Origin of the sequence: Streptomyces sp. NPDC000594, assembly GCF_040299965.1 — a bacterium.
Taxonomy (GTDB): Bacteria; Actinomycetota; Actinomycetes; order Streptomycetales; family Streptomycetaceae; genus Streptomyces.
Genome location: NZ_JBEPCY010000006.1, coordinates 61,476 through 86,712, shown reverse-complemented (window position 1 = coordinate 86,712; position 25,237 = coordinate 61,476). Strand labels below are relative to the sequence as shown.

Annotated in this window: 22 protein-coding genes and 1 tRNA gene; 7 read left to right on the top strand and 16 right to left on the bottom strand. The window is 71.7% G+C overall.

Annotated elements, in window-relative coordinates; genetic code table 11:
* Positions 1 to 11: 11 nt before the first annotated feature.
* A complete protein-coding gene (locus ABT354_RS11680; protein ID WP_351492166.1) occupies positions 12 to 212 on the bottom strand; it encodes a hypothetical protein in 201 nt (66 codons plus the stop codon).
* A 303-nt stretch (positions 213 to 515) separates the two neighbouring features.
* A complete protein-coding gene (locus ABT354_RS11675) occupies positions 516 to 824 on the bottom strand; it encodes a hypothetical protein (protein ID WP_351492164.1) in 309 nt (102 codons plus the stop codon).
* A 277-nt stretch (positions 825 to 1,101) separates the two neighbouring features.
* Between ABT354_RS11675 and ABT354_RS11670 the strand changes: the two genes are divergently transcribed.
* A complete protein-coding gene (locus ABT354_RS11670; RefSeq protein ID WP_351492161.1) occupies positions 1,102 to 2,097 on the top strand; it encodes a LuxR C-terminal-related transcriptional regulator in 996 nt (331 codons plus the stop codon).
* A 160-nt stretch (positions 2,098 to 2,257) separates the two neighbouring features.
* Positions 2,258 to 5,407, top strand: coding sequence for an NACHT domain-containing protein (locus tag ABT354_RS11665; RefSeq protein ID WP_351492159.1), 3,150 nt, complete (start codon positions 2,258 to 2,260; stop codon positions 5,405 to 5,407).
* A 76-nt stretch (positions 5,408 to 5,483) separates the two neighbouring features.
* Here ABT354_RS11665 and ABT354_RS11660 read toward each other — a convergent pair whose 3' ends face one another.
* The 8 genes from ABT354_RS11660 to ABT354_RS11625 all read right to left on the bottom strand — a co-directional run bounded on the left by ABT354_RS11660 (position 5,484) and on the right by ABT354_RS11625 (position 11,980).
* Positions 5,484 to 5,903 carry an SANT/Myb-like DNA-binding domain-containing protein gene (locus tag ABT354_RS11660; protein ID WP_351492157.1) on the bottom strand — a complete coding sequence of 140 codons (420 nt, stop codon included), beginning with the start codon at positions 5,901 to 5,903 and terminating at the stop codon, positions 5,484 to 5,486.
* Between the two features lie 204 nt (positions 5,904 to 6,107).
* Positions 6,108 to 6,180: transfer RNA gene (locus ABT354_RS11655), tRNA-Arg, on the bottom strand.
* Between the two features lie 147 nt (positions 6,181 to 6,327).
* Complete coding sequence (locus ABT354_RS11650; protein WP_351492155.1) at positions 6,328 to 6,963, bottom strand: TetR/AcrR family transcriptional regulator; 636 nt, start codon at positions 6,961 to 6,963, stop codon at positions 6,328 to 6,330.
* Between the two features lie 101 nt (positions 6,964 to 7,064).
* Positions 7,065 to 8,186: a DegT/DnrJ/EryC1/StrS family aminotransferase gene (locus ABT354_RS11645; RefSeq protein WP_351492153.1), complete on the bottom strand. Its 1,122-nt coding sequence runs from the start codon at positions 8,184 to 8,186 to the stop codon at positions 7,065 to 7,067.
* 6 nt (positions 8,187 to 8,192) lie between these two features.
* On the bottom strand, positions 8,193 to 9,284 hold the full coding sequence (locus ABT354_RS11640) for an NAD-dependent epimerase/dehydratase family protein (RefSeq protein WP_351492150.1): 1,092 nt from the start codon (positions 9,282 to 9,284) through the stop codon (positions 8,193 to 8,195).
* Positions 9,278 to 10,525: a cytochrome P450 gene (locus ABT354_RS11635; RefSeq protein WP_351492148.1), complete on the bottom strand. Its 1,248-nt coding sequence runs from the start codon at positions 10,523 to 10,525 to the stop codon at positions 9,278 to 9,280. Before ABT354_RS11635 ends, ABT354_RS11640 begins: the two co-directional genes overlap by 7 nt.
* A 53-nt stretch (positions 10,526 to 10,578) precedes the next feature.
* Positions 10,579 to 11,217, bottom strand: a complete 639-nt coding sequence (locus ABT354_RS11630; protein ID WP_351492145.1) for a dTDP-4-dehydrorhamnose 3,5-epimerase family protein — start codon at positions 11,215 to 11,217, stop codon at positions 10,579 to 10,581.
* Positions 11,210 to 11,980, bottom strand: coding sequence for a TylF/MycF family methyltransferase (locus ABT354_RS11625; RefSeq protein ID WP_351492143.1), 771 nt, complete (start codon positions 11,978 to 11,980; stop codon positions 11,210 to 11,212). Before ABT354_RS11625 ends, ABT354_RS11630 begins: the two co-directional genes overlap by 8 nt.
* Before the next feature lie 322 nt (positions 11,981 to 12,302).
* Here ABT354_RS11625 and ABT354_RS11620 point away from each other — a divergent pair, with 322 nt between their 5' ends.
* The 5 genes from ABT354_RS11620 to ABT354_RS11600 all read left to right on the top strand — a co-directional run bounded on the left by ABT354_RS11620 (position 12,303) and on the right by ABT354_RS11600 (position 17,447).
* Positions 12,303 to 13,520 (top strand): cytochrome P450, encoded by a 1,218-nt coding sequence (locus ABT354_RS11620; RefSeq protein ID WP_351492141.1) that lies wholly within the window; start codon positions 12,303 to 12,305, stop codon positions 13,518 to 13,520.
* A gap of 125 nt (positions 13,521 to 13,645) precedes the next feature.
* Complete coding sequence (locus ABT354_RS11615; RefSeq protein ID WP_351492139.1) at positions 13,646 to 13,873, top strand: ferredoxin; 228 nt, start codon at positions 13,646 to 13,648, stop codon at positions 13,871 to 13,873.
* Positions 13,870 to 14,865, top strand: coding sequence for an NAD-dependent epimerase/dehydratase family protein (locus ABT354_RS11610; protein WP_351492137.1), 996 nt, complete (start codon positions 13,870 to 13,872; stop codon positions 14,863 to 14,865). The genes ABT354_RS11615 and ABT354_RS11610 overlap by 4 nt, the downstream gene beginning before the upstream one ends.
* A gap of 29 nt (positions 14,866 to 14,894) precedes the next feature.
* A complete protein-coding gene (locus ABT354_RS11605; protein ID WP_351492135.1) occupies positions 14,895 to 16,082 on the top strand; it encodes a hypothetical protein in 1,188 nt (395 codons plus the stop codon).
* Positions 16,083 to 16,175: 93 nt separating this feature from the next.
* Positions 16,176 to 17,447: a glycosyltransferase gene (locus ABT354_RS11600; RefSeq protein ID WP_351492133.1), complete on the top strand. Its 1,272-nt coding sequence runs from the start codon at positions 16,176 to 16,178 to the stop codon at positions 17,445 to 17,447.
* A gap of 249 nt (positions 17,448 to 17,696) precedes the next feature.
* Here the strand turns inward: ABT354_RS11600 and ABT354_RS11595 are convergent, their stop codons facing one another.
* From ABT354_RS11595 to ABT354_RS11570, 6 genes are all read right to left on the bottom strand, one after another.
* Entirely contained in the window at positions 17,697 to 19,037 is a 1,341-nt protein-coding gene (locus ABT354_RS11595; protein WP_351492131.1) for an activator-dependent family glycosyltransferase, read from the bottom strand.
* Positions 19,038 to 19,105: 68 nt separating this feature from the next.
* A complete protein-coding gene (locus tag ABT354_RS11590; RefSeq protein ID WP_351492129.1) occupies positions 19,106 to 20,167 on the bottom strand; it encodes a polyprenyl synthetase family protein in 1,062 nt (353 codons plus the stop codon).
* Positions 20,164 to 21,234 carry a terpene synthase family protein gene (locus tag ABT354_RS11585; RefSeq protein ID WP_351492127.1) on the bottom strand — a complete coding sequence of 357 codons (1,071 nt, stop codon included), beginning with the start codon at positions 21,232 to 21,234 and terminating at the stop codon, positions 20,164 to 20,166. The genes ABT354_RS11590 and ABT354_RS11585 overlap by 4 nt, the downstream gene beginning before the upstream one ends.
* Positions 21,231 to 22,634 carry a cytochrome P450 gene (locus tag ABT354_RS11580; RefSeq protein WP_351492125.1) on the bottom strand — a complete coding sequence of 468 codons (1,404 nt, stop codon included), beginning with the start codon at positions 22,632 to 22,634 and terminating at the stop codon, positions 21,231 to 21,233. The genes ABT354_RS11585 and ABT354_RS11580 overlap by 4 nt, the downstream gene beginning before the upstream one ends.
* A 233-nt stretch (positions 22,635 to 22,867) precedes the next feature.
* Positions 22,868 to 24,235, bottom strand: coding sequence for a cytochrome P450 (locus ABT354_RS11575; RefSeq protein ID WP_351492123.1), 1,368 nt, complete (start codon positions 24,233 to 24,235; stop codon positions 22,868 to 22,870).
* 117 nt (positions 24,236 to 24,352) lie between these two features.
* Complete coding sequence (locus ABT354_RS11570) at positions 24,353 to 25,204, bottom strand: putative RNA methyltransferase (protein WP_351492120.1); 852 nt, start codon at positions 25,202 to 25,204, stop codon at positions 24,353 to 24,355.
* Positions 25,205 to 25,237 lie beyond the last annotated feature (33 nt).

Sequence of the window (25,237 nt, the reverse complement as noted above, 5' to 3'; positions counted from 1 at the left end):
AAGCCGGGTGCTTACTGCCAGCTCATGTCGTACGGCTTGGCGACGACCGGGCCGTCGAGACCCTTGTCGTGGGCGGCGGCCTGAACGGTGACTGCGGCCGATCCCCGGGCGTCGGCGGTGGCGGTGGCGGCGAGGGCCGGAGTGCCGAGTGCGACGACGAAGGCGGTGAAGGCGGTGACCGCGGCGGCCTTGGCGATACGGGTGGTGTTCATGGCTGCGGGTGTCCTCTCGGGGGGCCGTACGACGACGGCCGGTGGCTCTGTCCTCCGGCCGGTGGCGCCCCGCGGTTGGCGCTCCCCGTTCCGGTGAGTCATAGCTAAGCCGCAGCTCAGCGGGGTGAGAAGGGGATGTGGGTGGACCGAACAGGCCGTGGACGGTTGCGGCCATGACGGCCGCTTCCGGCCATCGCCGCCCCTCCCGTCGGCCCCCGTTCCGTTCACCCCGGGCCGCCCCCCCCCGCTACGCCTTTACGCCATTACGGCTCTACGCCTTTACCGCTCTGCGGCTTTACACCTTTACGGCGCTCCGAATCCCAGGACCGCCTCGGGCACCATCAGCGGCGCCTCGGCCGCGAGCAGTCGGGCGGGCGGCAGCGCTCCCGTACCGAGCAGACGCAGACTCACCCGCTCGGCCCGGGTCTCCGCCTCCGCCAGCGAACCGGCGAGCAGATAGAAGCCGAGTACGAAGTGCCGGGCCGACCGCCGGTGCACGGACAGATGCTCCACGTGATCGGCGGGGAGAAGCAGGGAGCGGCTCAATTCCTTGATGTCCCAGGGAACTTGGGACGGCAACACGGTTTCGAACCGTGCGTGGACGAGGTACATGCACCAAGGGTCCGGCCCCGGAGCCACCACGTCCCGCACGTTCCCGTGGCCTGTTCGGGCCAGGGCCGGAAGCGTCCGTACAACCGCGTCCGCCATCGTGTCCGTCGTCGTGGCCGCCGCTGCTCGTGCCCGAGGTCGCCACTGAGGTTCTGGCTGAGGTCGTCACTGAGGTCGCGTGTGCGTATCACGTGGACGAGGTGTTTGCTCTGTGCAGATATGCGCCCCTTTCTGCGATGATCGACAGCGCTCGACCATGTGGAAACCAAGGGGGGGACTCATGCTCACGGGCCTGGGACTGAGTACTGCGGCCGAATCCGTCTACCGCGCCATGCTGCTGCACCCGGAGGCGGGGGTGGCCGCCCTCGCCGACGCGATCGGCGACGGCGAGGAGGAGGTGCGCCGGGCACTGGACGAGCTGAGCGAACTGGCCCTGGTCCGCGCCTCCGCCGAGAACGCCGGACGGCTGCGGGTGGTCTCGCCGGACATCGGCATGGAGATCCTCATGGCCCGCCGCCAGGCGGAAATCGCCGCCGAGCAGCAGCGCCTCGAAGCCTCCCGGGCCGCGGCGGCCCAGCTGATATCCGAGTACGCGGAACTGCGCCCCGCCACCCCCCACCCGGGGGTGGAGCAGCTCGTCGGCATCGACGCCGTACGGGACAGGCTGATCACGCTGACCCGGGACCTGAAGGCGGAGCTGATGGCGTTCTCGCCCGACTCCGTCCTCACCGAGGCGGCCATCGCCTCCTCCCGGCCGCTGAACGAACAGCTCCTGGGGAGGGGGGTGCGGATGCGGACGGTCTATCTCGACAGCGTCCGTAACAGCCGCCCCTCCATCGAGCACGCCAACTGGCTGGCGGAGCAGGGCGGACAGGTCCGTACGGTGGCCGCGCTACCGACCCGGATGCTGATCGTGGACCGCCGTACCGCGGTGATCCCGGTCAGCAGCGACAACACCGCGGCCGGGGCCGTCGTCCTCACCGGCCAGGGCATGCTGACGGCGCTCTGCGCCCTCTTCGAGGCCACCTGGGCGGCGGCCCAGCCGCTCGCCGAGGCCACCGTCCGCGATCCGCACGGGCTGACCCCGCAGCAGTCCGTCGCCCTTCAGCTGCTGGCCGACGGCCATACGGACGAGTCGGTCGCCAAGCGGCTCGGCGTCTCCGCGCGCACCGCCCGGCGTATCGCGGGCGACCTCATGGAGCGGCTGGAGGCGCGCAGCCGCTTCGAGGCGGGCGTCCGCGCGGTGCGCCGCGGCTGGCTCCCGCTGAAGCCCTGACCGCCCCTGCCTTCCCGCCCCTCCCGCCTTCCCGCCCCTCCGGGCCCTCCCGCCCCTCCGGGCCCTTCGAGGCTCCTTTCCCGACCTCTCCTTCCCACCGCCGCACTCCGGCCCGACCTCTGCTGACAGAATGCCTGCCCGGGCGAGGGAGGGGAGTTCCATGGTCGCGGAGACAGCCGCGTTACGGCTGGGCACCACCGTGGCGAACGCGGCGGGACAGTGGTGGCTGGGGAGCAGACAGCGGCAGCAGGAACGGCAGCTGTCGATGGAGGAACTGGTACGGGTGAAACTGCCCGGGATACGGCTCCAGCGCGAGGTCCGGCAGCAGTTCGAGAAGATCACCAACGCGGTGTACGACCGGCTGGAACCCTTTCTGCGACAGGAGTTCCCGCGCCTGACGGAGAAAGGCTGGCAGGCCGTGATCGACGCCGTGGCCGACACCTTCGCCCACGCGGACCTCACCGACGAGGCGCTGCTCGCCGCGAACGCCCACCCCGCCGAACTGATCCGCCGGATCACCGGCTCCATGACCCCGCCGACCGGGCTGAACGAGGTCGAGACCCGGCTCTACGAACGGCTCCTCGCCGAGTGCGTCGAGTACTACGTGCGGATCGTCCGCAGCCTGCCGGTCTTCGAGGAGCGGGCGGTGGCGGAGCTGCTGATCCGGACCGCGACGCTGGGCACCGAGGTGGCGCGGATCCTCGAACGGCTGCCGGACCGTTCGCTGCTCGCGCCGGACGGGACGGACCAGGACACAGCCTTCCGCCGCGAGTATCTGGAGCTGGTCAGCCGGGACCTGGACGAGGTGGAGCTGTTCCGCCGTACCTCCGACCGGGCCGCCGCGCCCCGGGTACGGCTCTCGGTCGCGTATGTCAGCCTGCGGGCCGGCGGAACCGGCGGGGCCAGGGGAACGGGCGGGGTCGGCGGGGCGGCCGGGGCTTTCGCGGGTGCCGGGAGGCGCCACCGTACCGACCGCTCCCTCCCTCCGCTCCGGCTCGGCATGAGCGACTGGGAGAAGGCCGGAAGCGCGGGCTCCGGCATGCGGGTGGAGACCGCCCTGAGCGGCACCCGCCGGGTCCTGCTGCGCGGCGAGGCCGGCTCGGGCAAGACCACCCTGCTGCGCTGGCTCGCCGTGATGGCCGCGCGCGGCGCCTTCACGGGGGAGCTGGCCGAGTGGAACGGTCTCACCCCCGTCCTCATCAAACTGCGCGAGTACGGCGGCGGGACCCCGCCCAACCCGGAGGCGATGCTGGACCGGGTCGCCGGGCCCATCGTCGGGATCATGCCCCGGGGCTGGGTGGAACGGCAGCTCGCCGGGGGCAACGCCCTGCTGCTGATCGACGGCGTGGACGAACTCCCCGAACGGGAACGCCGTGCGGTACGGGAGTGGCTGCGCAAGCTCCTGGGCCGCTACGGCTCCGTCCGCACCGTCGTCACCTCCCGCCCCGCGGCGGCCGGCGCGGACTGGCTGCGCCACGAGGGCTTCTCCGCCCTCCACCTGGACCGGATGACCCCCTCGGACCTGGCGGCCTTCGTACGCCAGTGGCACCAGGCCGTCCGTGAGCTGGGCGACGAGCTGCCCTGCACGGTGGACCAGCTCCCGCTGTACGAACAGTCCCTGCTCGCCGGCCTCAAGGACCGCCCGCACCTCCAGTCCCTGGCGGGCACACCGCTGCTGGCCGCGATGTTGTGCGCGATGCATCTGCACCGGGGCCGCCAGCTGCCCCGGGACCGGATGGAGCTGTACCGCAACGCCCTGCACACCCTGGTCCACGACCGGGACGCCGACCGCAATGTGCCGAGCGCCCTGGCGAGCGGGCTCTCGCTCGCCGACAAGCTCGTCCTCCTCCGCGATCTGGCGTGGCGGCTGTCGGACAACAACCGCAGCGAGATCGCCCTGGAGCAGGCGGCCGGCCATGTCACGGCGAAGCTCCGGGCGATGCGCCATCTCGACGACCTCGACGGCGCCCGGGTCCTGGAGCAGCTGAGGGAACGCTCCGGGGTCCTCCGTTCCCCCGCCGACGACCGGCTGGACTTCGTCCACCGCACCTTCCAGGAGTATCTGGCCGCGAAGGAGGCGACGGAGGAGGACCGCATCGGCAATCTGGTCGGCCGCGCCCATCTGGACCTCTGGCGCGAGACCATCATCATGGCGGCGGGCCACGCCACCACCCGCCAGCGCGAGGAACTCCTCCACGGCATCCTCGACCGCGCCGACACCGAACCCCGCCCCGCCCGCACCCTCCGCCTCCTGGCCGCCGCCTGCCAGGAAACCCTCCCCACCGTCTCCGTCGACCTGGCCGCCCGCCTGGACGCCGCGGTGGACCGCCTCCTCCCGGCCCGCCGCGAAACGGACCCGCCCGCCCTGGCGGCCGTGGGCCCCACACTCCTCCGCTCGCTGCCGAGGTCGCTGTCGTCGCTGACGGAGAAGGCGGCGATCCAGACGGTGCGGACGGTGGCGCTGATCGGGGGTGAGGAGGGGCTGGAGCGGCTGGGGGCGTATGTGGGGGACGAACGCGACGCGGTGATCGATGAACTGATCCAGGCCTGGGCCTACTTCGAGGCGGAGTCCTACGTCGATGCGGTTCTGTCCCGGCTTCCACTGGAGGGCCGTTGGGTGTACCTCACCCACTCCGGGCAGTTGCGCGCGGTTCGCCGGTTGTCAGGGTTGACGAATCTTCGGGTGGAATGCCTCGTGGACCGGCTCGACTTCCTCGTTGGCCTTCCACCCCTGCGGAAGCTGCAGATCATGGCAGCGCACGGAGTGGCCGACCTCACCGTCCTGCGGGACCACCCGGGCCTGCGGTGGCTCTTTCTCTTCGGCCCTGTGTCGGTGCGGGGACGCGCGACGCTGAAGGAGCTCAAGGAGCTGCGTCATCTGGCGCTTCCCGACCATGCGGACCTGGATCTCAACAAACTGCACCTGCTCGGGTTGGCCTCCCTGGCTCTGCACAAAGTCCGTGCGGGCAGCGATCTCGGCCCACTGACGGCCCTGTCCGGTCTGGAGGGTCTGCTGTTGGAAGTGAGTGCGGTGAGCAGGGTGCGAGGGTTCGAAGAGCTGGCGGGAATGACGAGCCTCAGCAGCTTGACGTTCTTCAGGGCCGATGCGGCTGCCTGGCTTCGAAGGCTCCGGAGTACCCCGCCCGTGCTGTCACGACTTGACTTCTACGGCTGCGTGGTACCCCATGACCCCGATGCCTTCGCCCGGCTCGACGGCTTGGAGCGGATCACCTTTGCGGGTTGCCGCACCTCGGACGGTGACCCCCTCACCGAGATGGCCATCCCCGGCGTCCGCACCACGGTCAACTGAGACCCGGCCGGGGTCCCGCCGCCCGGCCGACGGCGGGACCCAGCCTCCGGGATGCCGTACACGGCCCCCGGCGCTGTCAGGCCAGACTCTCCAGCCCCAGCTTGGCCAGCCGCGACCGGATCGCACTCGGCTTCCGCCCGAACTCCCGCCCGAGCGCGCCGAAGTCGCGCTCCCCCTGCTGGTAGAGCGCGAGCAGACGCGCGTCGTCCTCGGCCGACCACGGGTGTCCCATCCGCGGATACCGAGCCCGCAACTCCTCCGGCGACTCCCGCTTCCCGCTCCCGACGGCCCCCTGCGGACAGACCGACTCGACAACATCGAGCGGAAACGCCGCGACATGCGTACCCGCGAGCCAGAGATCCATCTGCCCGTCGCCGAATGTGATCCGATCGGCCCGGACGGTGACGGCCCGCCGAAGGAGATCACTGTCGTCCGGGTCCTGCTGGTAGTCGGTGAAGGTCAGTCGGAACGCTGTGTGCACGGTGGATTCCCCCATGCCACCATCCTGACGCGCCCACCGCGCACACGGCAGCCCGTTTCCCGCCTCGCCCACCGCACCTCGACGCCCATCCAGGGGCCGGGCCTGAGGTGAAGGCGGTTGCCCGCCCGCCTGCTCACGCAAACGGCCCCGGACGAGGAGTCCGAGGCCGAGTGGAGCGCCTCCCTGGGGGAGACCCCAGGTCAGAGCGGTCATGCGTTGTGCCCCCGGCAGGATTCGAACCTGCGACACCCGCTTTAGGAGAGCGGTGCTCTATCCCCTGAGCTACGAAGGCGGGGGATCTGTCGGAAAACGTCCCCGAAACCACCCAGAAGTGGGCGGATCCAGGCCGTCGGCTTCCCGGCAGCTCCATGGTGGGACAGGCGCAAGGGCTTGAGCCACCGCCGACAGTGTAGCGGGTGGTCGGTGGGGGGTCGGGTGATCACCGGGGGGTCGGTGGGGTGGGGGGAAGGGGGTGGCCGGAGCCGGTCAGGGTGATGTCGACCACCGTGTCGGTGAAGGCGGTGGTGAGCGGGGTGTCGCCGTGCAGCCAGCGGTGGCGGAGGGGGGCCCGGAGCAGGTCGGTGATGATGGCGAGGTCGGTGCCGGGGGCGAGCTGTCCGGAGTCCTGGGCGCGGCGCAGGCGGCGGTGGATGGGGTTGCGGCCGGGGCGGTCCAGTACGGCGGCGTAGTCGGCGGCCAGGGCGGGGTCGAGAACGGCCTCGGCGGTCAGGACGCGGAGCGCCTCGCTGCGGCGGGGGTCGGTGAGTTCGGCGACGGCGGAGCGGAGCGCGCTCTTGAGGTCGGCCCGCAGATCGCCGCTGTCGGGGAGGTCCCCGGCGCCGTGCCCGTCGGCCGCGTCCAGCTCCACCAGGGCTTCGTGGAGGACCGCGCCCTTCGAGGGCCACCAGCGGTAGATGGTCTGCTTGCCGACCCTCGCCCGAGCGGCGATCCCCTCGATGGTCAGGCGGGTGTGGCCGGTCTCCCGGACCAGCTCCAGGGCGGCGTCGAGGATGGCGTGGCGGGTGGCCTCGTTACGACGCGGGGACTCGCTTCGAGCGGGTGGCCGGGCGGTCATGGGCGCAGTGTACCCACAGGTGAGACGAGACGGACCGTTTCCCTTTTCCCTGATGCCCGGCCGGCCGCGGGGCGGAGCCGGGGCCGCTCGCCCGTCTCCCCTCAGAGCGCGCCCACCACCTCGTGCAGGGCGGCGATCACCTGGTCCTGGACATCGGTGGGCAGCGTCGGATACATCGGCAGCGAGAAGATCTCGTCCTTCAGCCGCTCCGTGACGGGCAGCGACCCCTTGGCGTAGCCCAGGTGCGCGAAGCCGCTCATGGTGTGCACCGGCCAGGGATAGCTGATGTTCAGGGAGATGCCATGGCCCTTGAGGGCCTCGATGATCTCGTCGCGGCGGGGGTGGCGGACGACGTACACGTAGTACACATGGTCGTTCCCCGCCGCGATGGACGGGAGCACCAGGCCGCCGTCCCCGGTCAGGCCGGCCAGCCCCTCGGCGTAGCGCCGGGCGACCGCGCGCCGGGCCTCGATGTAGCGGGGGAGCCGGGTGAGCCTGCGGCGCAGGATCTCGGCCTGGACCTCGTCGAGCCGGCTGTTGTGGCCGGGGGTCCGGACGACGTAGTAGACGTCCTCCATGCCGTAGTAGCGCAGCCTGCGCAGCGCGCGGTCGACGTTCTCGTCGTCGGTGAGGACGGCTCCGCCGTCGCCGTACGCGCCGAGGACCTTCGTGGGGTAGAACGAGAAGGCCGCGGCGTCGCCCAGGGTGCCGGCCAACGCGCCGTGGTGGCGGGCGCCATGGGCCTGGGCGCAGTCCTCCAGTACCGCCAGTCCGTGCTCCTCGGCCAGGGCGAGCAGAGGGGCCATGTCGACGCACTGCCCGTACAGATGGACGGGCAGCAGTGCCTTGGTGCGCGGGGTGATGGCGTCCGCGAGCCGGTCGGTGTCCATGAGGTAGTCCTCGGCGCGGACATCGACGAAGACGGGGGTGGCACCGGTGCCGTCGATGGCCACCACCGTCGGCGCGGCGGTGTTGGAGACGGTGATGACCTCGTCCCCCGGGCCGATGCCCAGGGCCTGGAGCCCCAGCTTGACGGCGTTGGTGCCGTTGTCGACACCGGCGCAGTGGCGCAGGCCGTGGTAGTCCGCGAACTCCTTCTCGAACCCTGCCACGCTGGGGCCGAGGACCAACTGCCCGGAGCCGAAGACGGTTTCGACGGCGTCGAGGAGGTCCGCGCGTTCGTTCTGGTATTCCGCCAGGTAGTCCCAGACGTAGGTGGTCACGGGGGCTCAACCTCCAGAGGGTTGCGATGGGGTGGTGGGGGACCGGTGCGCACGGGCCAGGTCGAGCCAGCAGTCGAGGACCGACTCCCGCAGCGAGCGGCGTGGCTCCCAGCCCAGCAGGGCGCGTGCCGGGCCGGTGTCGACCCGCAGCCTGTCCTCCCGCCGGCCGGAGGGGGAGGGGGAGGACTGACCGGAGGGGGGAGGCTGAGCGGGTCCGGGGTCCGGTGCCGGGCGTTCCACCACCCGTGCCGGAACCCCGCTCACCTCGATGAAGAGGTCGACCAGGGCGCGGACGGAGACCGCCTCGCCCCGCCCGATGGCGACGGGCACCGGGACGGCCGGTGCGTGGGCGGCGGCGATGACGGCGTCGGCGACGTCCCGTACGTCGACATAGTCCCGGTGCGCGCTCAGCCGGGAGAGTTCCACGACCGCCTCCGTACCGGTGCCGTCCGCCGCCAGCAGGCGCTCGGCGACCTGGCCCAGCAGGCTGATCCGGGGGGTGCCGGGCCCGGAGACGTTCGAGACCCGCAGGACCACGCCGTCGACCCGTCCGTCGGCGGTGGCCCGCAGCACCGCGTCGCTGGCGGCGAGCTTGCTTCTGCCGTACGCCGTGTCGGGGCGCGGTGTCGTGTCGGCGCCCACCGAGGTGCCGGGGGGTACCGGCCCGTACTCCAGGACCGAGCCGAGATGGACGAGCCGGGGTCTCGTGGCCAGCCGGGCCAGCGCGTCCAGCAGCCGCAGTGTGGGCACCGCGGTGGCGGACCACATCTGGTCGTCGGTCCGGCCCCAGATGCTGCCGACGCAGTTGACGACGGTGTCCGGGCGTTCGGCGTCCAGCGCCTCGGCCAGCGCTTCCGGGTCCGTACCGGCCAGGTCCAGGGTGAGCTGCCGGTACGGCATCGGCCGCTCGGGCGGGCGGCGGCCCACCCTGACGACCTCGTGGCCCAGCGCGGCGAAGGCGGCGCACACATGGCGTCCGACATAGCCGGCACCGCCCAGCACGACGACACTGCCGGGCGCGGGCGCGGCCGGGGTGCCGAACGGGGCGTTCTCACCGGTACGGGGCCCGCCGGGCCGGGACTCCGGGCCGGTCACCATGTGACGGGCAGTCGGGCCGGCACCCGCAGCAGCAGGCCCGGCCGCCATCGGATGTCCGTCGCGGGCACGGCCAGGCGCAGCCCGGGGAGCCGCCGGGTGAGGACGTCCAGGACCACCTGGATCTCCATCCGGGCCAGGGGAGCGCCCATGCAGTAGTGGATGCCGTGGCCGAAGCCGAGGTGCGGGTTGTGTTCCCTGGTGAAGTCGATGCGCTCGGCCCCGGGGAAGACCTCCGGGTCCAGGTTGGCGGCGGCCACGGAGGTGAACACGGCCTCCCCGGCGCGGATGAGGGTCTCCCCGACCAGGACGTCCTCCAGCGCGATCCGGGCGTAGCCGTCCACCGTGGTCAGCGGGGTGAACCGGAGGAGTTCCTCCACGGCGTCGGGGATCAGCCCGGGGTCGGTGACCAGCGACTCGTACAGCCGGCGGTCGCGCAGCAGCAGATAGGCGAAGTTGGCGATCTGGGTGGCCGTGGTCTCGTACCCGCCGACCAGGAGCCCGGCCCCCAGCATGTACAGCTCGTCCTCGGAGAGGCGGTCCTCGTCGTCACGGGCCTGGACCATCGCCCCCAGCAGATCGTCGGTGGGGGCGGCGCGCCGTTCGTCGACCAGCCGGGCGAGATAGCCGACGAACTCCTCGCCGGCCCGGTGGATCTCGTCGGGCGGCAGCGAGGTGGAGAGCAGCGCGTCGGAGAACCGCTGGAAGACATGGCGGTCCTCGTAGTCCACTCCCAGCAGCTCGCAGATGACGCCGATCGAGAGGGGCAGGGCCAGCGCGTCCAGCAGATCCGCGGATGGGCCGCGGGAGGTCATGGTGTCCACCAGCCGGTGGGCGAAGGCGGTGACCGAGGGGCGCATGGCCGTCACCCTGCGAGGGGTGAACGCGCTGCCCGCCAGCCGGCGCAGCCGGGTGTGCTCGGGTGCGTCCATCGAGACCAGCCCGCCGGGTTCCAGCAGCTGCTCGGTGGGGCGGGGGACGTCCTTGCCCGCGCCCGCCGCCATGCTGAACCGCCGGTCGCCGAGGACCAGTTTGGCGTCGGCGTGGCGGGTCACCATCCAGGCCTCGCCGCCGTAGGGCATCCGGACCCGCGAGACCCGCTCGCGTTCGCGCAGCGCCCCGTACAAGGGGTCCATGCCCAGTCCCGTGGCGGTGCTGAACGGATACGGCCATACGGTCGGGCCGGACCCTGCCTGGGTGGCGGCCCCGGGGGTCATCCCGGAGGGGGAGCTGTCGGACGTCATGGGCCTTCCTGCCATCGGCGGTACGGGTTCTGCGCGCGGTCCCCGGCCCCGCCTCACCCGGGCCCGGGTGAGGCGCCCGCGCCGCACAGCCGTGCGTGGTGCTCGCGGTAGGCGCGGTAGGTGGGGAGGAGCCCGAGCCGTTCCGCCTCGGCGAGGGTGGGCGCTTCGGCGTCCTGGGCGGAGAGCAGCGGTTCGATCCCTTCGGGCCAGGCGATCCCCAGTCCGGGGTCGAGGGGGTTGATCGCGTGATCGAGCCGGGGGGCGTACCCGGTCGAGCAGAGGTAGACGAGGGTGGTGCGGTCGGTCAGCGCGAGGAACGCCCGTCCCAGGCCCGCCGCCACATAGACGGCGGTGCGGTTGTCCTCGTCGACGGGGACCGCCTCCCACTGTCCGAAGGTGGGCGAGCCGGTACGGATGTCGACGATCACCTCGATGCCCGCGCCCCGGACGCAGGCGCTGTACTTCGCCTGCCCCGGCGGCAGCCGGGTGAAGTGGACGCCGCGCAGCGCACCGCGCCGGTTCACCGCGATGTTCGCCTGGGCCGAGGGCAGCGGGTGTCCGGTGGCACGCCGGAACCGCTCGCTCCGGAACCACTCGTGGAAATCGCCGCGGTGGTCGGAGTGCACGGTCGGCTCCACCACCCAGGCGCCCTCGATGCCGAGCGGGCGCGGGGCTCCCCTGTCCTCAGCCACCGATGCGCCAGTAGGCACCCTGCCGGTCCACCTGGTGGATCTCCTCCTGGATGCCCAGGCGGTCCCGGAAGTCGTGCACGGCCTGCCGGCAGGCCGGGATGCAGTAGTCGTCGACGATGACATAGCCGCCGGGCGACACCTTCCCGTACAGATGGGTCAGGACGTCCATGGTGGCCCCGTACGAGTCGCCGTCGAGGCGCAGGACGGCCAGCCGCTCGATCGGAGCGGTCGGCATCGTGTCCTTGAACCAGCCGGGCAGAAAGCGGACCTGGTCGTCCAGCAGCCCGTAGCGGGTGAAGTTCTCCCGTACGCTCTCCAGGCTCGTGGGCAGGCTCACCGCCTCGTTGTACTGGTGGAGATCCATCTCGATGTCCATCGGATGGTCGTCCGTCTCCGTCCGGGGGAAGCCCTGGAAGGAGTCGGCCACCCAGACCGTGCGGTCGGTCACGCCATGGGCCTTCAGCACGCCCCGGGCGAAGATGCACGTACCGCCGCGCCAGACACCCGTCTCGGCGAAGTCGCCCGGCACACCGTCGCGCAGCACGTCCTCAAGACAACGGTGCACATTGTCCAGGCGTTTCATACCGATCATCGTGTGGGCGACCGTCGGGTAGTCCTCACCGCTCTCCCGGGCCTCCTGGTCGAACCGGGGGTCCGTGATGAGGCCCGCCGCATGCGTCGGGTCCTCGTAGATCATGTTGGTGACGGTCCTCTTCAGCAGGGCGAGATAGAGATCTCGCCCATCGGCGGTGGCGACGGTCATAGGGATCCTCCAACCGGGAAGGGGAGCACCGGCGGCTGGCGGGGTGCCCGTACGAGCTTTGACGCGCTTCGACGCTAAGGACAGCCAAGGGTGCGACGCCACTCACCCGCGGATCCGTATGTCAGGTCGGCCGGCCCGCCTGACCAGGCCCTCCGGCGGGGTGCGGTGCGGTGCCGCCCGGCCCGCCGCACCGACCTGACGAAGATCGCCCGGCGTTCCTTGCCGCTCGTTCCGGGCCCGTGCTTCGTTGGGCCGGACGCGGCGACTCGTACGCCGTGCCGGTTGTCCACGACGCAAGTTGCCCAGGACGTAAGGGGATCCGTTGCCCACAGCACGTGCCGCCGACGCCGAGGCGCAGCGGGAGACCTCCTGGCCGATGGCCCGCACCTGCCCGTTCCAGCCCCCCGGGCGGTACGCCGAACTGCGCGCCACCACCCCGATCGCACCCGCCCGGGTCTGGGACGGCTCGCGGACCTGGCTGATCACCCGGCAGGAGCACCTGCGCGCCCTGCTCGCGGACCCCAGGGTCAGGATCGACCCCGCGGGGCTGCCGAGACTCTCGCCGGCCGACGGCTCGGTGCCGGTGACCCGCTCGCTGCTGACCCTCGACGCCCCCGACCACGGCACCCTGCGGCGGGTCTTCATCCCCGAGTTCACCGTACGGCGGGCCCGCGCGATGCGGCCCGGGATCGAGCGCATCGTGGACGGGCTGCTGGACCGCTTCGTCACCCTCGACCGCCCGGCGGACCTGGTGGCCGAACTCGCGCTGCCCATGTCCACCCTGGTCATCTGCGAACTGCTCGGAGTCCCCTACGAGGACCATGAGTTCTTCCAGAGCCGCAGCGAGCGCGCCACCCGGCTCATGGGGGACGACGAGTCGGTGACCGCCCTGCTGGAGCTGCGGGACTATCTGGACCGGCTGATCACCGCGAAGGCCCGGCAGCCGGCGTCGTCCGACGGCGGAGTGCTCGACACCCTCGTGACGGGGCGGCTGCGCACCGGCGAACTGACCCATGCGGACGTCCTCGACAACGCCGTGCTGCTGCTGGCCGCCGGACACGAGACCAGCGCCGCCATGACCGCGCTCAGCGTGCTCACCCTGCTCCAGCACCCGGCGGCCCGGCGGGAGCTGAGCGAGGACCCGGGCCTGCTGCCGGGCGCCGTGGAGGAGCTGCTGCGCTATCTGAACGTCGCCGACGGGCTGCGCCGCTCCGCCGCCGCCGACATCGAGCTGGACGGTCACACCATCCGGGCCGGCGACGGGCTGATCTTCCTGCTGGCCTCCGGCAACCGGGACGAGTCCGTCTTCCCCGACGCGGACCTCTTCGACATCCACCGCCCCGCCCGGCAGCATGTCGCCTTCGGTTACGGGCCCCACCAGTGCCTCGGCCAGAACCTGGCCCGGCTCGAACTGGAGGTCACCCTCGGCGCGGTGCTCCGCCGGCTGCCGGGGCTGCGGCTCGCCACGGAGGTCGACACCCTCCGGGTGAAGGAGGACTCCGCCATCTTCGGGCTCCATGAGCTGCCCGTCACCTGGTGACGGGACCCGGGAAGCCGCCTGTTCCCCGGTGGCGGGCCCGGGTGGACCGCCTGCCCCCGATGGCGGGGTCCGGTCCCCCGGCGGCGGGGCCCGGGGATGTCACCGCGAGACGAAGGACGCATGACATGCGTGTACGCATCGCCAGGGACCTGTGCGTCGGCGCGGGCCAGTGCGAACGCTCCGCCCCGGACGTCTTCGCCCAGGACGACAGCGGGCTGGGCCACGCCCTCACCGAGAGCCCCGCGGCCGAGCGATGGCCCTCGGTCCATGAGGCCGCCAGCCTCTGCCCGGTCCGCGCGGTCCTGGTGACCGCCGACCCGGACACCCGGCACGACCCGTGGGAGACACCATGACGAGCGGCACCTGGGCCGGGCGGACCGTGCTGGTCACCGGCGCGCTGGGCTTCATCGGCTCCCACTTCGCCGAGCGGCTCGCCGCCGAGGGCGCGACCGTGCTCGGCCTGTACCGCACCGACCGGCCCCTGATCCACGCCGAACTCACCGCCCTGGCGGGGGACCGGCTGCGGCTCGTCCGGGTCGACCTCGGCGACCAGCACGAGACCCGGGCCGCCTTCCGCTATCTCGCCCCGCACATCGACGCCGTCTTCCACTGCGCCGCCCTGGACGGCAACGCCCAGTACAAGCGCGAGCACTCGGCCGACATCCTGGACGCCAATGTGCGCACCACGTCCCATCTCCTCACCTCCGCACGCGAGTGCGCGGTGGACCGGGTGCTGCTGCTCAGCTCCTCCGAGGTGTACTGCGTACCCGGCACCTCCCCGGCCGCCGAGGACGAGGACATCCGCCGCAGCCCCCAGTACACCCAGAACGGCTATGTCCTCTCCAAGATCTTCGGGGAGATCCTCGCCGACCAGCACCAGCGGCAGTTCGCCACCCGCGTCTTCCGGATACGGCCGGGCAATGTGTACGGCCCCCGGGACAGCGCCGCCGGCGCCCACAACCGGGTCATCCCGAGCATGATGGCCCGCGCCGCGGCGGGCGAGGAGATCGAGATCTGGGGCGACGGCAGCCAGACCCGGTCCTTCATCCACGTGGCCGACCTGGTGAGCTGCGCCCTTCAGGTGGTCGAGACCGGCAAGTACGACGTGGTGAACGTCGGCTCCGCCGAGGAGGTCTCGATTCTCCGGCTGGCCCGTCTGGTGGCCACCGTGCTGGGGGTGCCCTCCCGGGTCCGGACCGACCCGGACCGCCCCGCCGGCGCGGCGGTCCGCAGGCTGGACCTCACCAGGATGCGCGAGGTGATCGATTTTGAACCGAGGTCGCTGCGCGCGGGTCTTGAGGACACCGTGCGCCGGTACCGCCGCGACGAACGCCCGCAACCGTAGTCACCCACCCACGACCTGGAAGGCTCTCCGTGGCCGAGAAGACCGACCTCTCCCTTGTGCAGGACATCATCCGGGCAGCAGGGGGGCACGCCGCTTCCCTGCGTGAGCTGACGGAGCGGCACCGGGCGGAGGACATCGTCGCGGTGCTCATCGACGAGATCTGCGCCCGCTGCCCGCCCCCCGTCAACGAGGACCCGGTCCTGGTCGAGTTCGTGGTGCGCACCCCCGGCGGGCGGCTGCCCCACTGGCTCAGCTCCGTCAGCGGCGCACCCGTGCGGGCCGTGCCGCGGGGCGGGGAGTTCGTGGCCATGCGGATCGAATACGTACTGGACGATCTGGTCAGGGAGGTGTTCGGCCCCTCCCGCGGGCTCCCCTCCGGCGCCCGGGAGACCACGCTGTTCCCGTACTCCGGCTCCGACGGGGCCGAGAAGATCGGCCCGTACATCCTCGCCGCCCAGCAGGCGACCGCGACCGTACTGGCCGGCTGCACCTCCGCCAAGCCGGACCTGAACGAGCTGACCTCCCGCTATCTCACCCCCAAGTGGGGTTCGCTGCACTGGTTCACCCCCCACTACGACCGCCACTTCGCCCCGTACCGCGACGAGGAGGTCCGGGTCCTGGAGATCGGCATCGGCGGCTACCGGCACCCCCAGTGGGGCGGCGGCTCCCTGCGGATGTGGAAGCACTTCTTCCACCGGGGGCTGATCCACGGTCTCGACATCGTCGACAAGTCCCACGCCGACGAGCAGCGCATCACGACGCTGATCGGCGACCAGAACGACCCGGACCGGCTCGCGGAGATCGCCGCCGAGTACGGGCCGTTCGACATCGTCATCGACGACGGCAGCCACATCAACGAACATGTGCGGACGTCGTTCCACGCCCTCTTCCCGCATGTGCGCACCGGGGGCCTCTATGTCATCGAGGACCTGTGGACCGCCTACTGGCCCGGCTTCGGCGGCGACCGGGACCCCGCGCGCAGCGGAGCGACCAGCCTCGGACTGCTGAAATCCCTCGTCGACAGCCTCCAGCACGAGGAACTGCCCGCCGAGCCGGACCGCACCCCCAGCTACGCCGACCGCCATGTGACGGGCCTGCACGTCTACCACAACCTGGCCTTCATCGAGAAGGGCGCCAACGCCGAGGGGGGCATTCCGCCCTGGATCCCGCGCGACTTCGACTCCCTGGTGGCCGCGTCCTCGGGCGGTGAGGCGTGATCCGGCACCGCGGCGGTTCCCCGGGCAGCCGGTACGGTTCGCCGGGCACCCGGTGCGGTTCCCCGGACGCCCCGTGCGGTACGGGAGGGTGACATGCGCATAGCACTGCTCACCATGGGCTCGCGCGGTGACGTACAACCCTTCGTCGCCCTGGGCAGTGGTCTGCGCGACCGGGGCCACCATGTCGTGCTCGGCGCACCCGAGGCCCTGCGCCCCCTGGTCGAGAAGGCGGGCCTGGAGCACCGCACCACCCCGGGTGATCCGGACGGCTTCTTCACCATGCCGGAGGTACGGGACGCGCTGCGCAGGGCGCCCTCGATGCGGAACCTCATCAAGGCCCTCCCCAACGCCCCCGAGGGCCATGACCAGCAGGTACTCAACGAGATCGAGACCGCGGGCGAGGGTGTGGACCTCGTCCTGCACTCACCGCTGACGGTGGCCGCCGCGTTCGGGACAGCCACGACCCCCTGGCTCTCCGCCTGCTGGTGGCCCGAGACGGCGACCACCGCCTTCCCGGCGATCGAGTCGGGCCAGCGGACGGTGGGGCCGCTCACCGGGCTGTACAACCACTACACGCATGTACGGGCGGCCACCGAGGACTGGGCGTGGCGCGGCCCCGAGATCGACGAGTACCGGGCACGGCGCGGCCTGCCGCCCTTCGGGGCGGACTCACCGCTGCGCCGGCTCGGTCATGACCAGCCCCATCTGTATCCGTTCAGCCCGAGTGTCCTGCCGAAGCCCGCGGACTGGCCCGCGAGCTGCCATGTCACCGGCTACTGGTTCTGGGACGAGCCGGGGTGGCAGCCGCCCCCGGGCCTTGAGGACTTCCTCGCCGCCGGGGCGCCGCCGGTCGCGCTCACGCTGGGCAGCACCTGGCCGGTGCACCGGCAGGAGGAGACCCTGGAGTACGCGATGGCGGCGGCGCGGGGGGCCCGGCGCCGGCTCGTGGTGGTCGGCGGCCCGGACGGGGCGCTGCCCGACGATGTCTTCCGGCTGACCGGCGCCGACTACTCCTGGCTGTTCCCGCGCACGGCCGCGGTGATCCACCACGGCGGCTTCGGCACCACGGCGGATGTGCTGCGCGCGGGGGTGCCCCATGTCATCGTGCCGGTCTTCGCGGACCACCCCTTCTGGGCGGCCCGGCTCCACCGGGCGGGGCTGGCAGGGCGGCCGGTGCCCATGCGCCGGATGAACCGGCGGGAGCTGGCCGCGAGCGTGCTGCGGGCGGTGACCGACCCGGCCATGGCGGAGCGCGCCCGCCGGGCCGGGCGGGCCGTGGCGGCGGAACGCGGGGTCGACACCGCGTGCACGGTCATCGAGGAATGGGCCGCGGCCCAGGGAATCAGCGCGTCGGCCACCGGCTGAGCGCCCCGCCCGGCCGGACATCCCCCGGCTCCCGGCCGGGTACCCCCTGGCGCGGGCGCCGGACATCCTCCTGTCCCCGGTGGGAAGGGAATCCACCGGGGACAGGGAGGCCGGAGCGGGACGGCCGGGCGCCGAGCGGGACAGGCAGCCGAAGGGCGGTACGGGGTGGTGCGGGGCGGTACGGGGCGGTACGGGGTCACCGGGACCGCGACCGCACGCGCGAGGCCCCGGTGACCTCGGTGGGACCCGTCAGGGCCGGGCGCCGCGCCACTCCTCCGTCAACTTCTCCAACGTCGGCACCAGCGCGTTGGGGGTCGGCGCGCCCAGCATCTCCTGGCGCAGCCGGCCCGCCGATGTCCGGTAGGACGGCTCCGCCAGCAGCCGGACGAGCCCCGCGCGCAGGGTCTCCGCCGTCACCTCGGACGCGTGCAGATACGCGCCACCGCCCTGCGCGTCGAGGAGCGTGGCCTTCGTCCACATGTCGGAGAAGCGCACCGGCAGCAGGAACTGGGGCACCCCGTTGAGTATCGCCGCCGACCAGCCGCCGAAGCCGCCGTGGTGGAGGATCGCGGAACAGCTCGGCAGCAGGGTGTGCAGCGGCACGAAGTCCACGATCCTGGTGTTGCCCGGTATCCGCCGCACGACCTCCCGCTCCCGCTCGGGCAGCGCGGCGACGAACTCCACATCCAGCCCCGCCACGGCGTCCAGGATCTCCTGTACCGGCATGAACGAGGCACCGATGACCGCCGCCGACGAGTGCCCGGGGGTGAAGAAGATCCTCGGCGGGCCGGCGGGCCGCCGTACCCACTCCGGCTCCACCGACGGGCCGTTGTAGGGCACATGGCGCACCGGGACACGGTGGACGCGCGTCGGGAGCTGGACGCTCACCGGATTCGGGTCGATCGTCCACTGCCCGGTCGTCACCTCCTCGGCGAAGTCACCGCCATGGCGTTCGAGATGACCGGCCAGCCATGCGCCGAGCGGATCCGCACGCTGCTCCGGCGGCTGCCGCTCGCGCAGTTCGAGGAAGACCTCGCGCATCGCCGCGTAGATGTCCACGGACCACAGCAGCCGGGCATGGGCCGCGCCCACCAGCCGGGCCGCCACCGGCGCCGCATAGGTGAGCGGCGACCAGATCACCAGATCCGGCCGCCAGGCACGGGCCAGCCCCACCAGATCGTCGACCATGCCGTCGTTGTAGACCCGGTACAGATACTCGACATGGGCCCCGTACTTGGCCAGCACGCTCTGCCAGGTCTGCCGCTCCACGGACGGTTCGGACCAGTCGCCGACCTCGTTCTCCAGCAGCGCGTGCAGGGCGCGGTACAGCTCCCGGGCCTGCGCCCGGTCGTCCCGCTCACGGGCCTCGTAGATCCGCGCGACCAGGTCCTGGTGCGGGGCGAAGCCGTCGTGCATCCGGTGGTCGGTGCCCACGGGCACCGCGGTGAGGCCGGTACGGGTGATCGCGTCGGTCAGCGACGGACTGCTCGCCACCCGCACCTCGTGCCCCGCCGTGCTCATCGCCCATGCCAGCGGAACCATGCTGTACATGTGCGTCTTCTCGGAGACTGTGGCGAACAGCACTCGCATCGGTGATGTCCCTTTCTCATGGGTTCGACCCGTGCCGGTGGCGGGGCGGCGCCCCGGCCGGCCCCGGGTCAGCTGCTGCGGTGCGTGACCAGGTCCACCAGCGACCGCAGGCCCTGTGCCGCCCGCGCGTCGAGGGCCGCCCCGGCCAGCCGTTCCCGGGCCAGGGACTGCTGGCGGGCCGCTTCCCGTACGGCCCACCGGCGTCCGCCGGCCTTCTCGATCAGCGCGGTCGCCCGCGCCACTTCGGCGGTCCCCATCGGACGCCCGTCGTGGTACAGCTCCGCCAGCCGCCGGCCGGCCGGTGTACCGCTGGACAGCGCCGCGACGACCGGCAGGGACTTCTTGCGCCGCCGCAGATCGGCCCCCACCGGCTTGCCGGTGGTCGGGCTGTCGCCCCAGATACCCAGGAGATCGTCCACCAGCTGGAACGCCAGACCCAGATGGTTGCCGAAGCTCCGCAGGGCCTCCACCTGGGCGGCGGTGCCGTCGGCGGAGAGCGCGCCGAGCCCGCACGCGGCGGCGAACAGGGCCCCGGTCTTGCCCGCCGCCATGGCGAGACACTCCTCCGGGCCCACATCGGCCCGCTCCTCGAACGCGAGGTCGGACCCCTGGCCGGTGACCAGCTCCAGCAGCGCCCGGCACAGCTCGTCGACCGCCACCGCGCACCGTGCGGGCGGCGGGGCGGCGGCCAGCTCCCGCATCGCCAGGACCAGCAGCGCGTCCCCGGCCAGCACGGCCTGGGCGCTGCCGAACACGGTCCAGGCGGTCGGGCGGCCCCGCCGGGTGAGGTCCTGGTCCATGACGTCGTCATGGAGCACCGAGAAATTGTGGATCAGCTCCACGGCTGCGGCGGCGGGCAGCGCCGCCCCGGCGGTGCCACCAAGGGCCTCCGCCCCGCCCAGCACCAGCGCGCCCCGCAGCCCTTTGCCCCACCCGGTGTCGGTGGGCCGGCCCTCGGCGTCGCACCAGCCGAAGTGGTACCGGGCGACCGTGCGGACCGGCTCGCTCAGCCCGTCGAGAGCCGCCCGGACCCGGGGCCCGGTCAGCTCACCGGCCCGGCGCGGTATCCGCCAGGCGTCCGGTGTCCGCGTGGAGGTGTACGGGTCCGTCGTGCCGGCGGTCGTGGTCATCGCTCGGCCACCACCAGATCCCGCTCCAGATACGAGGCGGGCTGTGGCACGGCGGCCCCCGGCTGCGCCCGGTACCGCTTCGTACGGCTGGACCAGTCCAGATTGCCGCGGATCCAGGTGCGCATCCCCTCGACATAGGGGACAAGCACCCCGGAGTGCTCCGGGTACCGGTGCAGAAGCCTCTCCTCCAGCGCCAGGAAGCGCCGGGTCTCGGCCGATGTGACCTCGCAGACATGGGACATGGCCTGCCGGCCGTCCAGTCCGCGGTGGTGCTGCACGACGTACACCAGGTTGTGCACCTCCCCGAGGAAACGTTCCTTCTCCAGCGAGTAGATGTCGTTGGTCCAGCACACGACATTGCAGGCCGCGTCCAGCGCCTCCTGGAACTCCTCGCTGTCGTACACACCCACCGGCACATCGAGGTGTTCCACCACATCGACGAGGTCCATGCACACATAGATCGCCCCGGTGTGCCGCCGGTTGGTGATGTAGTCGTCCTCATCGGGGACGACTCCCCGCACCCGGTTGCCCGCCTCCCAGACCGCCGCCGCGGTGAGGCATTGCTCCAGATGCCGTACGAAGCGCCGCCGCCACGGTGCCGGCATCCCCGGCGCGGTGCGCCGCCACAGATCGGCGAGGGAGGAGACCGAGGTCGGCAGGTCCGTCCGGCGGGCCGCGGCGGCACCGTGGTCGGCGCTCTCCAGTACGGCGCGCATCCCGGCGACCACCTGCGCCGCGTGCTCGGGGTCACGGCCGAAGTCACCGTCGTCCAACTGGTCGTCCACCAGGAACAGCCAGGCGAACCAGTCCGCCATCAGCTCGATCCGCTCCCGGTCGGCGGTGGGATAGACCACCGAGGCGAACCAGCCGAAGTCCGCGTGCTCGAATCGCCGCCTGGCCGATTCCCGCTGGATCAGCCCCACCGTGCCCACCCAGTCGCTCAGCTGCCGGCGGGCCTGCTCGGCATGGGGATTGATCCGGTGGGGGAGGGGACAGAAGAGGTCGGGCAGGTCCGTCTGCTCCACCTGCTCCGTCTGCTTGACGGATCCGGTTCTTTCGCCGGTCATCGGCGTTCCTCCAGCCGTAGGTGGATACCGCCCTTGGGGTGCAGCGTGATCAGCGCCTCGGGCACCACCTCGGTCGTGGCGTCGGGCAGGGCCAGCCGATACCGGCGGGCCACCGTCGCCAGGACCAGGACCAGCTCGGTGAGGGCGAAGTGCTTGCCGACGCAGATCCGGTGCCCGGCGCCGAACGGCGCGTAGACATGCTTGGGGCGGTCCGCGATCGCCTCGGGGGTGAACCGCTCGGGTACGAAGCGCTCCGGGTCCGGCCAGAAGTCCGGGTGCCGGTGGAGCAGATAGCTGTTGATCAGGAGGTTGGTCCCGGCCGGGATCCGGTATCCGCCGACGGTGTCCTCGACCCGTGCCCTGCGCATGAACTGATAGGCCGGCGAGTAGATCCGCAGGGTCTCGTCGATGACCATCCGGGTGTACGGCAGCCGCGCCATGTCCTCGAAGTCCGGAACCGTCCGGTCGCCGAGGACGGTGTCGACCTCCTCCTGGAGCCGCTCCGCCACCTCCGGATGCCGGGCGAGCAGATAGAACGCCCAGGAGAGGGTGTTGGTGGTGGTCTCGTAGGCACCGATGCAGATGTTCAGCACCTCGTGGTGCAGCTGCTCCAGATCCATGCCCTTGCCGTCCTCCTCGTCCACGGAGTGGAGCAGCAGGGTCAGCAGGTCGGGGTTCTCCCCCGGGGGCGTGTCGCCCGCCAGCCGCGCCCGGACGAAGGTGGAGACAAAGGTGTCCATCTGGTCGATCGCCCGGTGCAGCTTGCGATTGCGGCGCGTCGGGACGTTCAGCGGGGGGAAGGGGAAGCGGAAGAACGCGCCCAGGATGGTGTTGGCGGCCCCGAAGGCCTGCTCGAAGGCCTGTGCGGAAGCGCCGACCTCGGCGCTGAACAGCGAGCGGTTGACGATCCGCAGCGCGAGCTGGCCGATCTCGTCGGTGACATCCAGGATCTCGCCCTCGCGCGGCTGCCAGCGCCGGAGCATCTGCTCGGCCTCGTCGGTCATGTTGCGCGCGAAGTTGGTGACCGCGCGCGGGGTGAAGTGCGGGGCCATCATGCGCCGCTGCCGACGCCACAGCTCCATGTCGGCATTGGCGATGAGCCCCTGCCGGAGCACGGGCCGGACCACCCGGAAGAGCACCGCGTCCTTGTCGTAGTTCTCGCCGTTCTCGACCAGGATGTGCCGGATGTGGTCGGGGTGGTTGACCAGCACGATGGGGATGCCCAGCGGGCGGAAGCGGAAGATGTCGCCGTACCGGTCGATACCGGCTCCCAGGAAACCGAGCTGGTCGTCGCGGAAGGCCAGCACTCCGCCGATGCCGTCCCGGCGGCGGATCGTGGGGACCTCCCGGACGCCGGGCGGCCGGTCGTCCAGGGCGGACACGGTCGAGTGTGAGGACATCGGCTCCCCGATCATCGGTGCGGTCTGGGGTTCGGTACGGGCGGTGTCGACTCGGTCGCGTTCGGTCACCGGGTCGGTCGCGGGTCGGGAGCGGAACCGGCCGCCCGGCCGGTCGTGGCGCGGGTCGGTCACCCGGCCGGTCGCGGGTCGGGCGCCGGGCCGGTCGTGGGTCGGGCGCCGGGCTGGCCGTGGGCCGGTCGGCGGGTCGGTCAGCGGGTCGGTCAGCGGGTCGGTCAGCGGGGAGTGAGGTGCAGATGTATCCCGCCCCGGGGATGCAGGGTCACCAGGGGCTTGAAGCCGACCGGCGGCTGCCCCGCGGGCACCGACACGGTGAAGGACTGCGCGAGCATCGCCGTGATCAGGTGGATCTCGGTCAGCGCGAAATACTTGCCGATGCAGTGGCGGGGCCCGCTGCCGAACGGCTGATAGACATTGCGGGGCCGCTTCGCCACGTTTTCGGGGGTGAATCGCTCCGGATCGAAACGTTCCGGGTCCGGCCAGAACTCCGGGTGGCGATGATAGGTGAGGAAGTTGAGATAGACGCTCGACCCCCGGGGAATGCGGTAGCCGTCGATCTCGTCGTCGCGCAGCGCCCGTCGCATTGTCTGCCAGGCCGGGGTGTGCAGGCGCAGGGTCTCATCGATGACCATACGGGTATACGGCAGCTTCGCCAGCGAATCGAAGGTCGGCGGCTGCCCCTGAAGTACCTCGTCGACTTCCTTCTGCACACGGCTCTGGATATCCGGGTGCCGGGCCAGCCGGTAGAAGACCCAGGCGATCGAATGACTGGATGTCTCATAACCCGAAACAATGGTGGAGAGGATCTCGCCGAGGAGTTCCTGCTGGGTGAAGCCCGTGCCGTCGTCCCCGTGCGTCGCGTCCAGCAGCGCGCCGAACAGATCACGCCGCTCCTCCGTCCCCGACCGCCGGGCCCGGATCAGCCGGTCCACGAAGTCGTCCATCTCCTGGATGAGCGCGCGCAGCCGGGGGCGCCGGGACAGCGGCGGGAAGGGCATCCGGAAGAAGTTGCCGACGATCGTGTTCAGTTCGAGGAAGTTCCGCTCGAACGCCTTGACCTCGGCACCCGCCGCCACGCCGAAGAGCGAGCGGAGCACGATCTGGAGCGAGAGGTTGCCGATGTCGGCGGAGACGTCGACCACCGCGCCCTGGTCGCTCCGCCCGGCCCACCGCCGCAGCAGATCGTCGGTCAGCTCGGTCATGCCGGCCGTGAAGTCGACGGTGCTGCCCCGTTTGAAGGAGGGCTGCATCATGCGGCGCCGGGCGTGCCAGGACTCTCCGCCGGGGTTGGACACCAGGCCACCCCGGAAAACGGTCTCCACCGCGCGGTAGAGGAAATTGTCCTTGTCGTAGTTGGCGTGTGCATCCACCAGTACGTGCTGGAAATAATCGGGATGGTTGATCAGGATCATGGGAATCCCGCCCAACCGCATCCGGACGATGTCCCCCTGGGTGGTGGCATGCTGGATGAAATCCAGCTGGTTACGGCGTGCGGCCAGGATCCCCGAAACGCTTCCCCGGAGGCCGAGACTCGGTATCGAGGAATTTCTGCGCACTTCCGTGACACGCGTCGGTGCGGTCATCCCTTACCCCCGATACAGAATGCGACAACCCGGTCGCGCGACAGCCTGCCAGCCCGTTCTCTTCGATGTCGATCAACGGGCGGGCGGTATGTCAGGTGTATCGGAGCGCCCCGGGGGTCACACCATCGGTCGGTACGCGGTCAGTGTGACGGAGAGCGTGACATCGCAGGGATCGGGGAGCAGCGAGACGCGCTCCGCCAGCCGCCCGCCGTCCTGGTGCCAGGCATTGGGGCCCATCCCCACCAGCTGTGTCAGGGCCTGGTGATCCAGCGCCATGGTGTGGTGCAGCCGCTCCCCGGCCACCTCGGTGAAGTGCCCGGCGAACCGCTCGGCGAGCCGCTCGTCCTTCTGCTCGTCCACCCGCATCAGCCCGAGGGCGTCCACCAGCTCCCGCAGATGGTCGGGCCGGGGCGTCACCACCAGGAGAACCCCGTCCGGACGCAGGATCCGCCGCAGCTCGACCGGGTTGCGCGGCGCGAAGACATTGAGCACCACCGACGCGGCCCCGTCACCGAACGGCAGCCCGTCCCAGGCGTCGGCCACGATCGCGCTGATCCGGGGGTGCGCCCGTGCGGCCCTGCGGGTGGCGAACTTGGAGATGTCGAGCAGGACGCCCTCCCGGTCGGGGAACTCCGACACCACACGGGCGTGGTAGTAACCCGTACCGCCGCCGATGTCGACCACGCAGCCGGGATCCCCGGAGACCGGTGCCGGTGCCGTCCCGCGCGCCAGCGCCGCCAGGGACTCCGCGATCGGCGCGTAGTGACCGGCGGCGAGGAAGGCCGCGCGATCCGCGACCATGCCGGCGGTGTCCGCACTGAACCGCACGTCCCCGCGCAGCAGGTTCACATAGCCCTGCTTCGCCCTGTCGAAGCTGTGTCCCAGGGGGCAGCGGAGCGTGCCGCCCGTCATCGTCATCGTGTCGGAGCAGTGGGGGCAGCGAAGGTACCGCACCGCCTCTTCCCGCATCGTGTCCCCCGGTGCCGCCGTTGTCGTGACCGG

Coding starts and splice junctions, on each gene's coding strand:
- ABT354_RS11680 (WP_351492166.1), bottom strand. CDS start 212: ATGAACACCACCCGTATCGCCAAGGCCGCCGCGGTCACCGCCTTCACC.
- ABT354_RS11675 (WP_351492164.1), bottom strand. CDS start 824: ATGTACCTCGTCCACGCACGGTTCGAAACCGTGTTGCCGTCCCAAGTT.
- ABT354_RS11670 (WP_351492161.1), top strand. CDS start 1,102: ATGCTCACGGGCCTGGGACTGAGTACTGCGGCCGAATCCGTCTACCGC.
- ABT354_RS11665 (WP_351492159.1), top strand. CDS start 2,258: ATGGTCGCGGAGACAGCCGCGTTACGGCTGGGCACCACCGTGGCGAAC.
- ABT354_RS11660 (WP_351492157.1), bottom strand. CDS start 5,903: ATGGGGGAATCCACCGTGCACACAGCGTTCCGACTGACCTTCACCGAC.
- ABT354_RS11650 (WP_351492155.1), bottom strand. CDS start 6,963: ATGACCGCCCGGCCACCCGCTCGAAGCGAGTCCCCGCGTCGTAACGAG.
- ABT354_RS11640 (WP_351492150.1), bottom strand. CDS start 9,284: ATGGTGACCGGCCCGGAGTCCCGGCCCGGCGGGCCCCGTACCGGTGAG.
- ABT354_RS11635 (WP_351492148.1), bottom strand. CDS start 10,525: ATGACGTCCGACAGCTCCCCCTCCGGGATGACCCCCGGGGCCGCCACC.
- ABT354_RS11625 (WP_351492143.1), bottom strand. CDS start 11,980: ATGACCGTCGCCACCGCCGATGGGCGAGATCTCTATCTCGCCCTGCTG.
- ABT354_RS11615 (WP_351492139.1), top strand. CDS start 13,646: ATGCGTGTACGCATCGCCAGGGACCTGTGCGTCGGCGCGGGCCAGTGC.
- ABT354_RS11610 (WP_351492137.1), top strand. CDS start 13,870: ATGACGAGCGGCACCTGGGCCGGGCGGACCGTGCTGGTCACCGGCGCG.
- ABT354_RS11600 (WP_351492133.1), top strand. CDS start 16,176: ATGCGCATAGCACTGCTCACCATGGGCTCGCGCGGTGACGTACAACCC.
- ABT354_RS11595 (WP_351492131.1), bottom strand. CDS start 19,037: ATGCGAGTGCTGTTCGCCACAGTCTCCGAGAAGACGCACATGTACAGC.
- ABT354_RS11590 (WP_351492129.1), bottom strand. CDS start 20,167: ATGACCACGACCGCCGGCACGACGGACCCGTACACCTCCACGCGGACA.
- ABT354_RS11585 (WP_351492127.1), bottom strand. CDS start 21,234: ATGACCGGCGAAAGAACCGGATCCGTCAAGCAGACGGAGCAGGTGGAG.
- ABT354_RS11580 (WP_351492125.1), bottom strand. CDS start 22,634: ATGTCCTCACACTCGACCGTGTCCGCCCTGGACGACCGGCCGCCCGGC.
- ABT354_RS11575 (WP_351492123.1), bottom strand. CDS start 24,235: ATGACCGCACCGACGCGTGTCACGGAAGTGCGCAGAAATTCCTCGATA.
- ABT354_RS11570 (WP_351492120.1), bottom strand. CDS start 25,204: ATGCGGGAAGAGGCGGTGCGGTACCTTCGCTGCCCCCACTGCTCCGAC.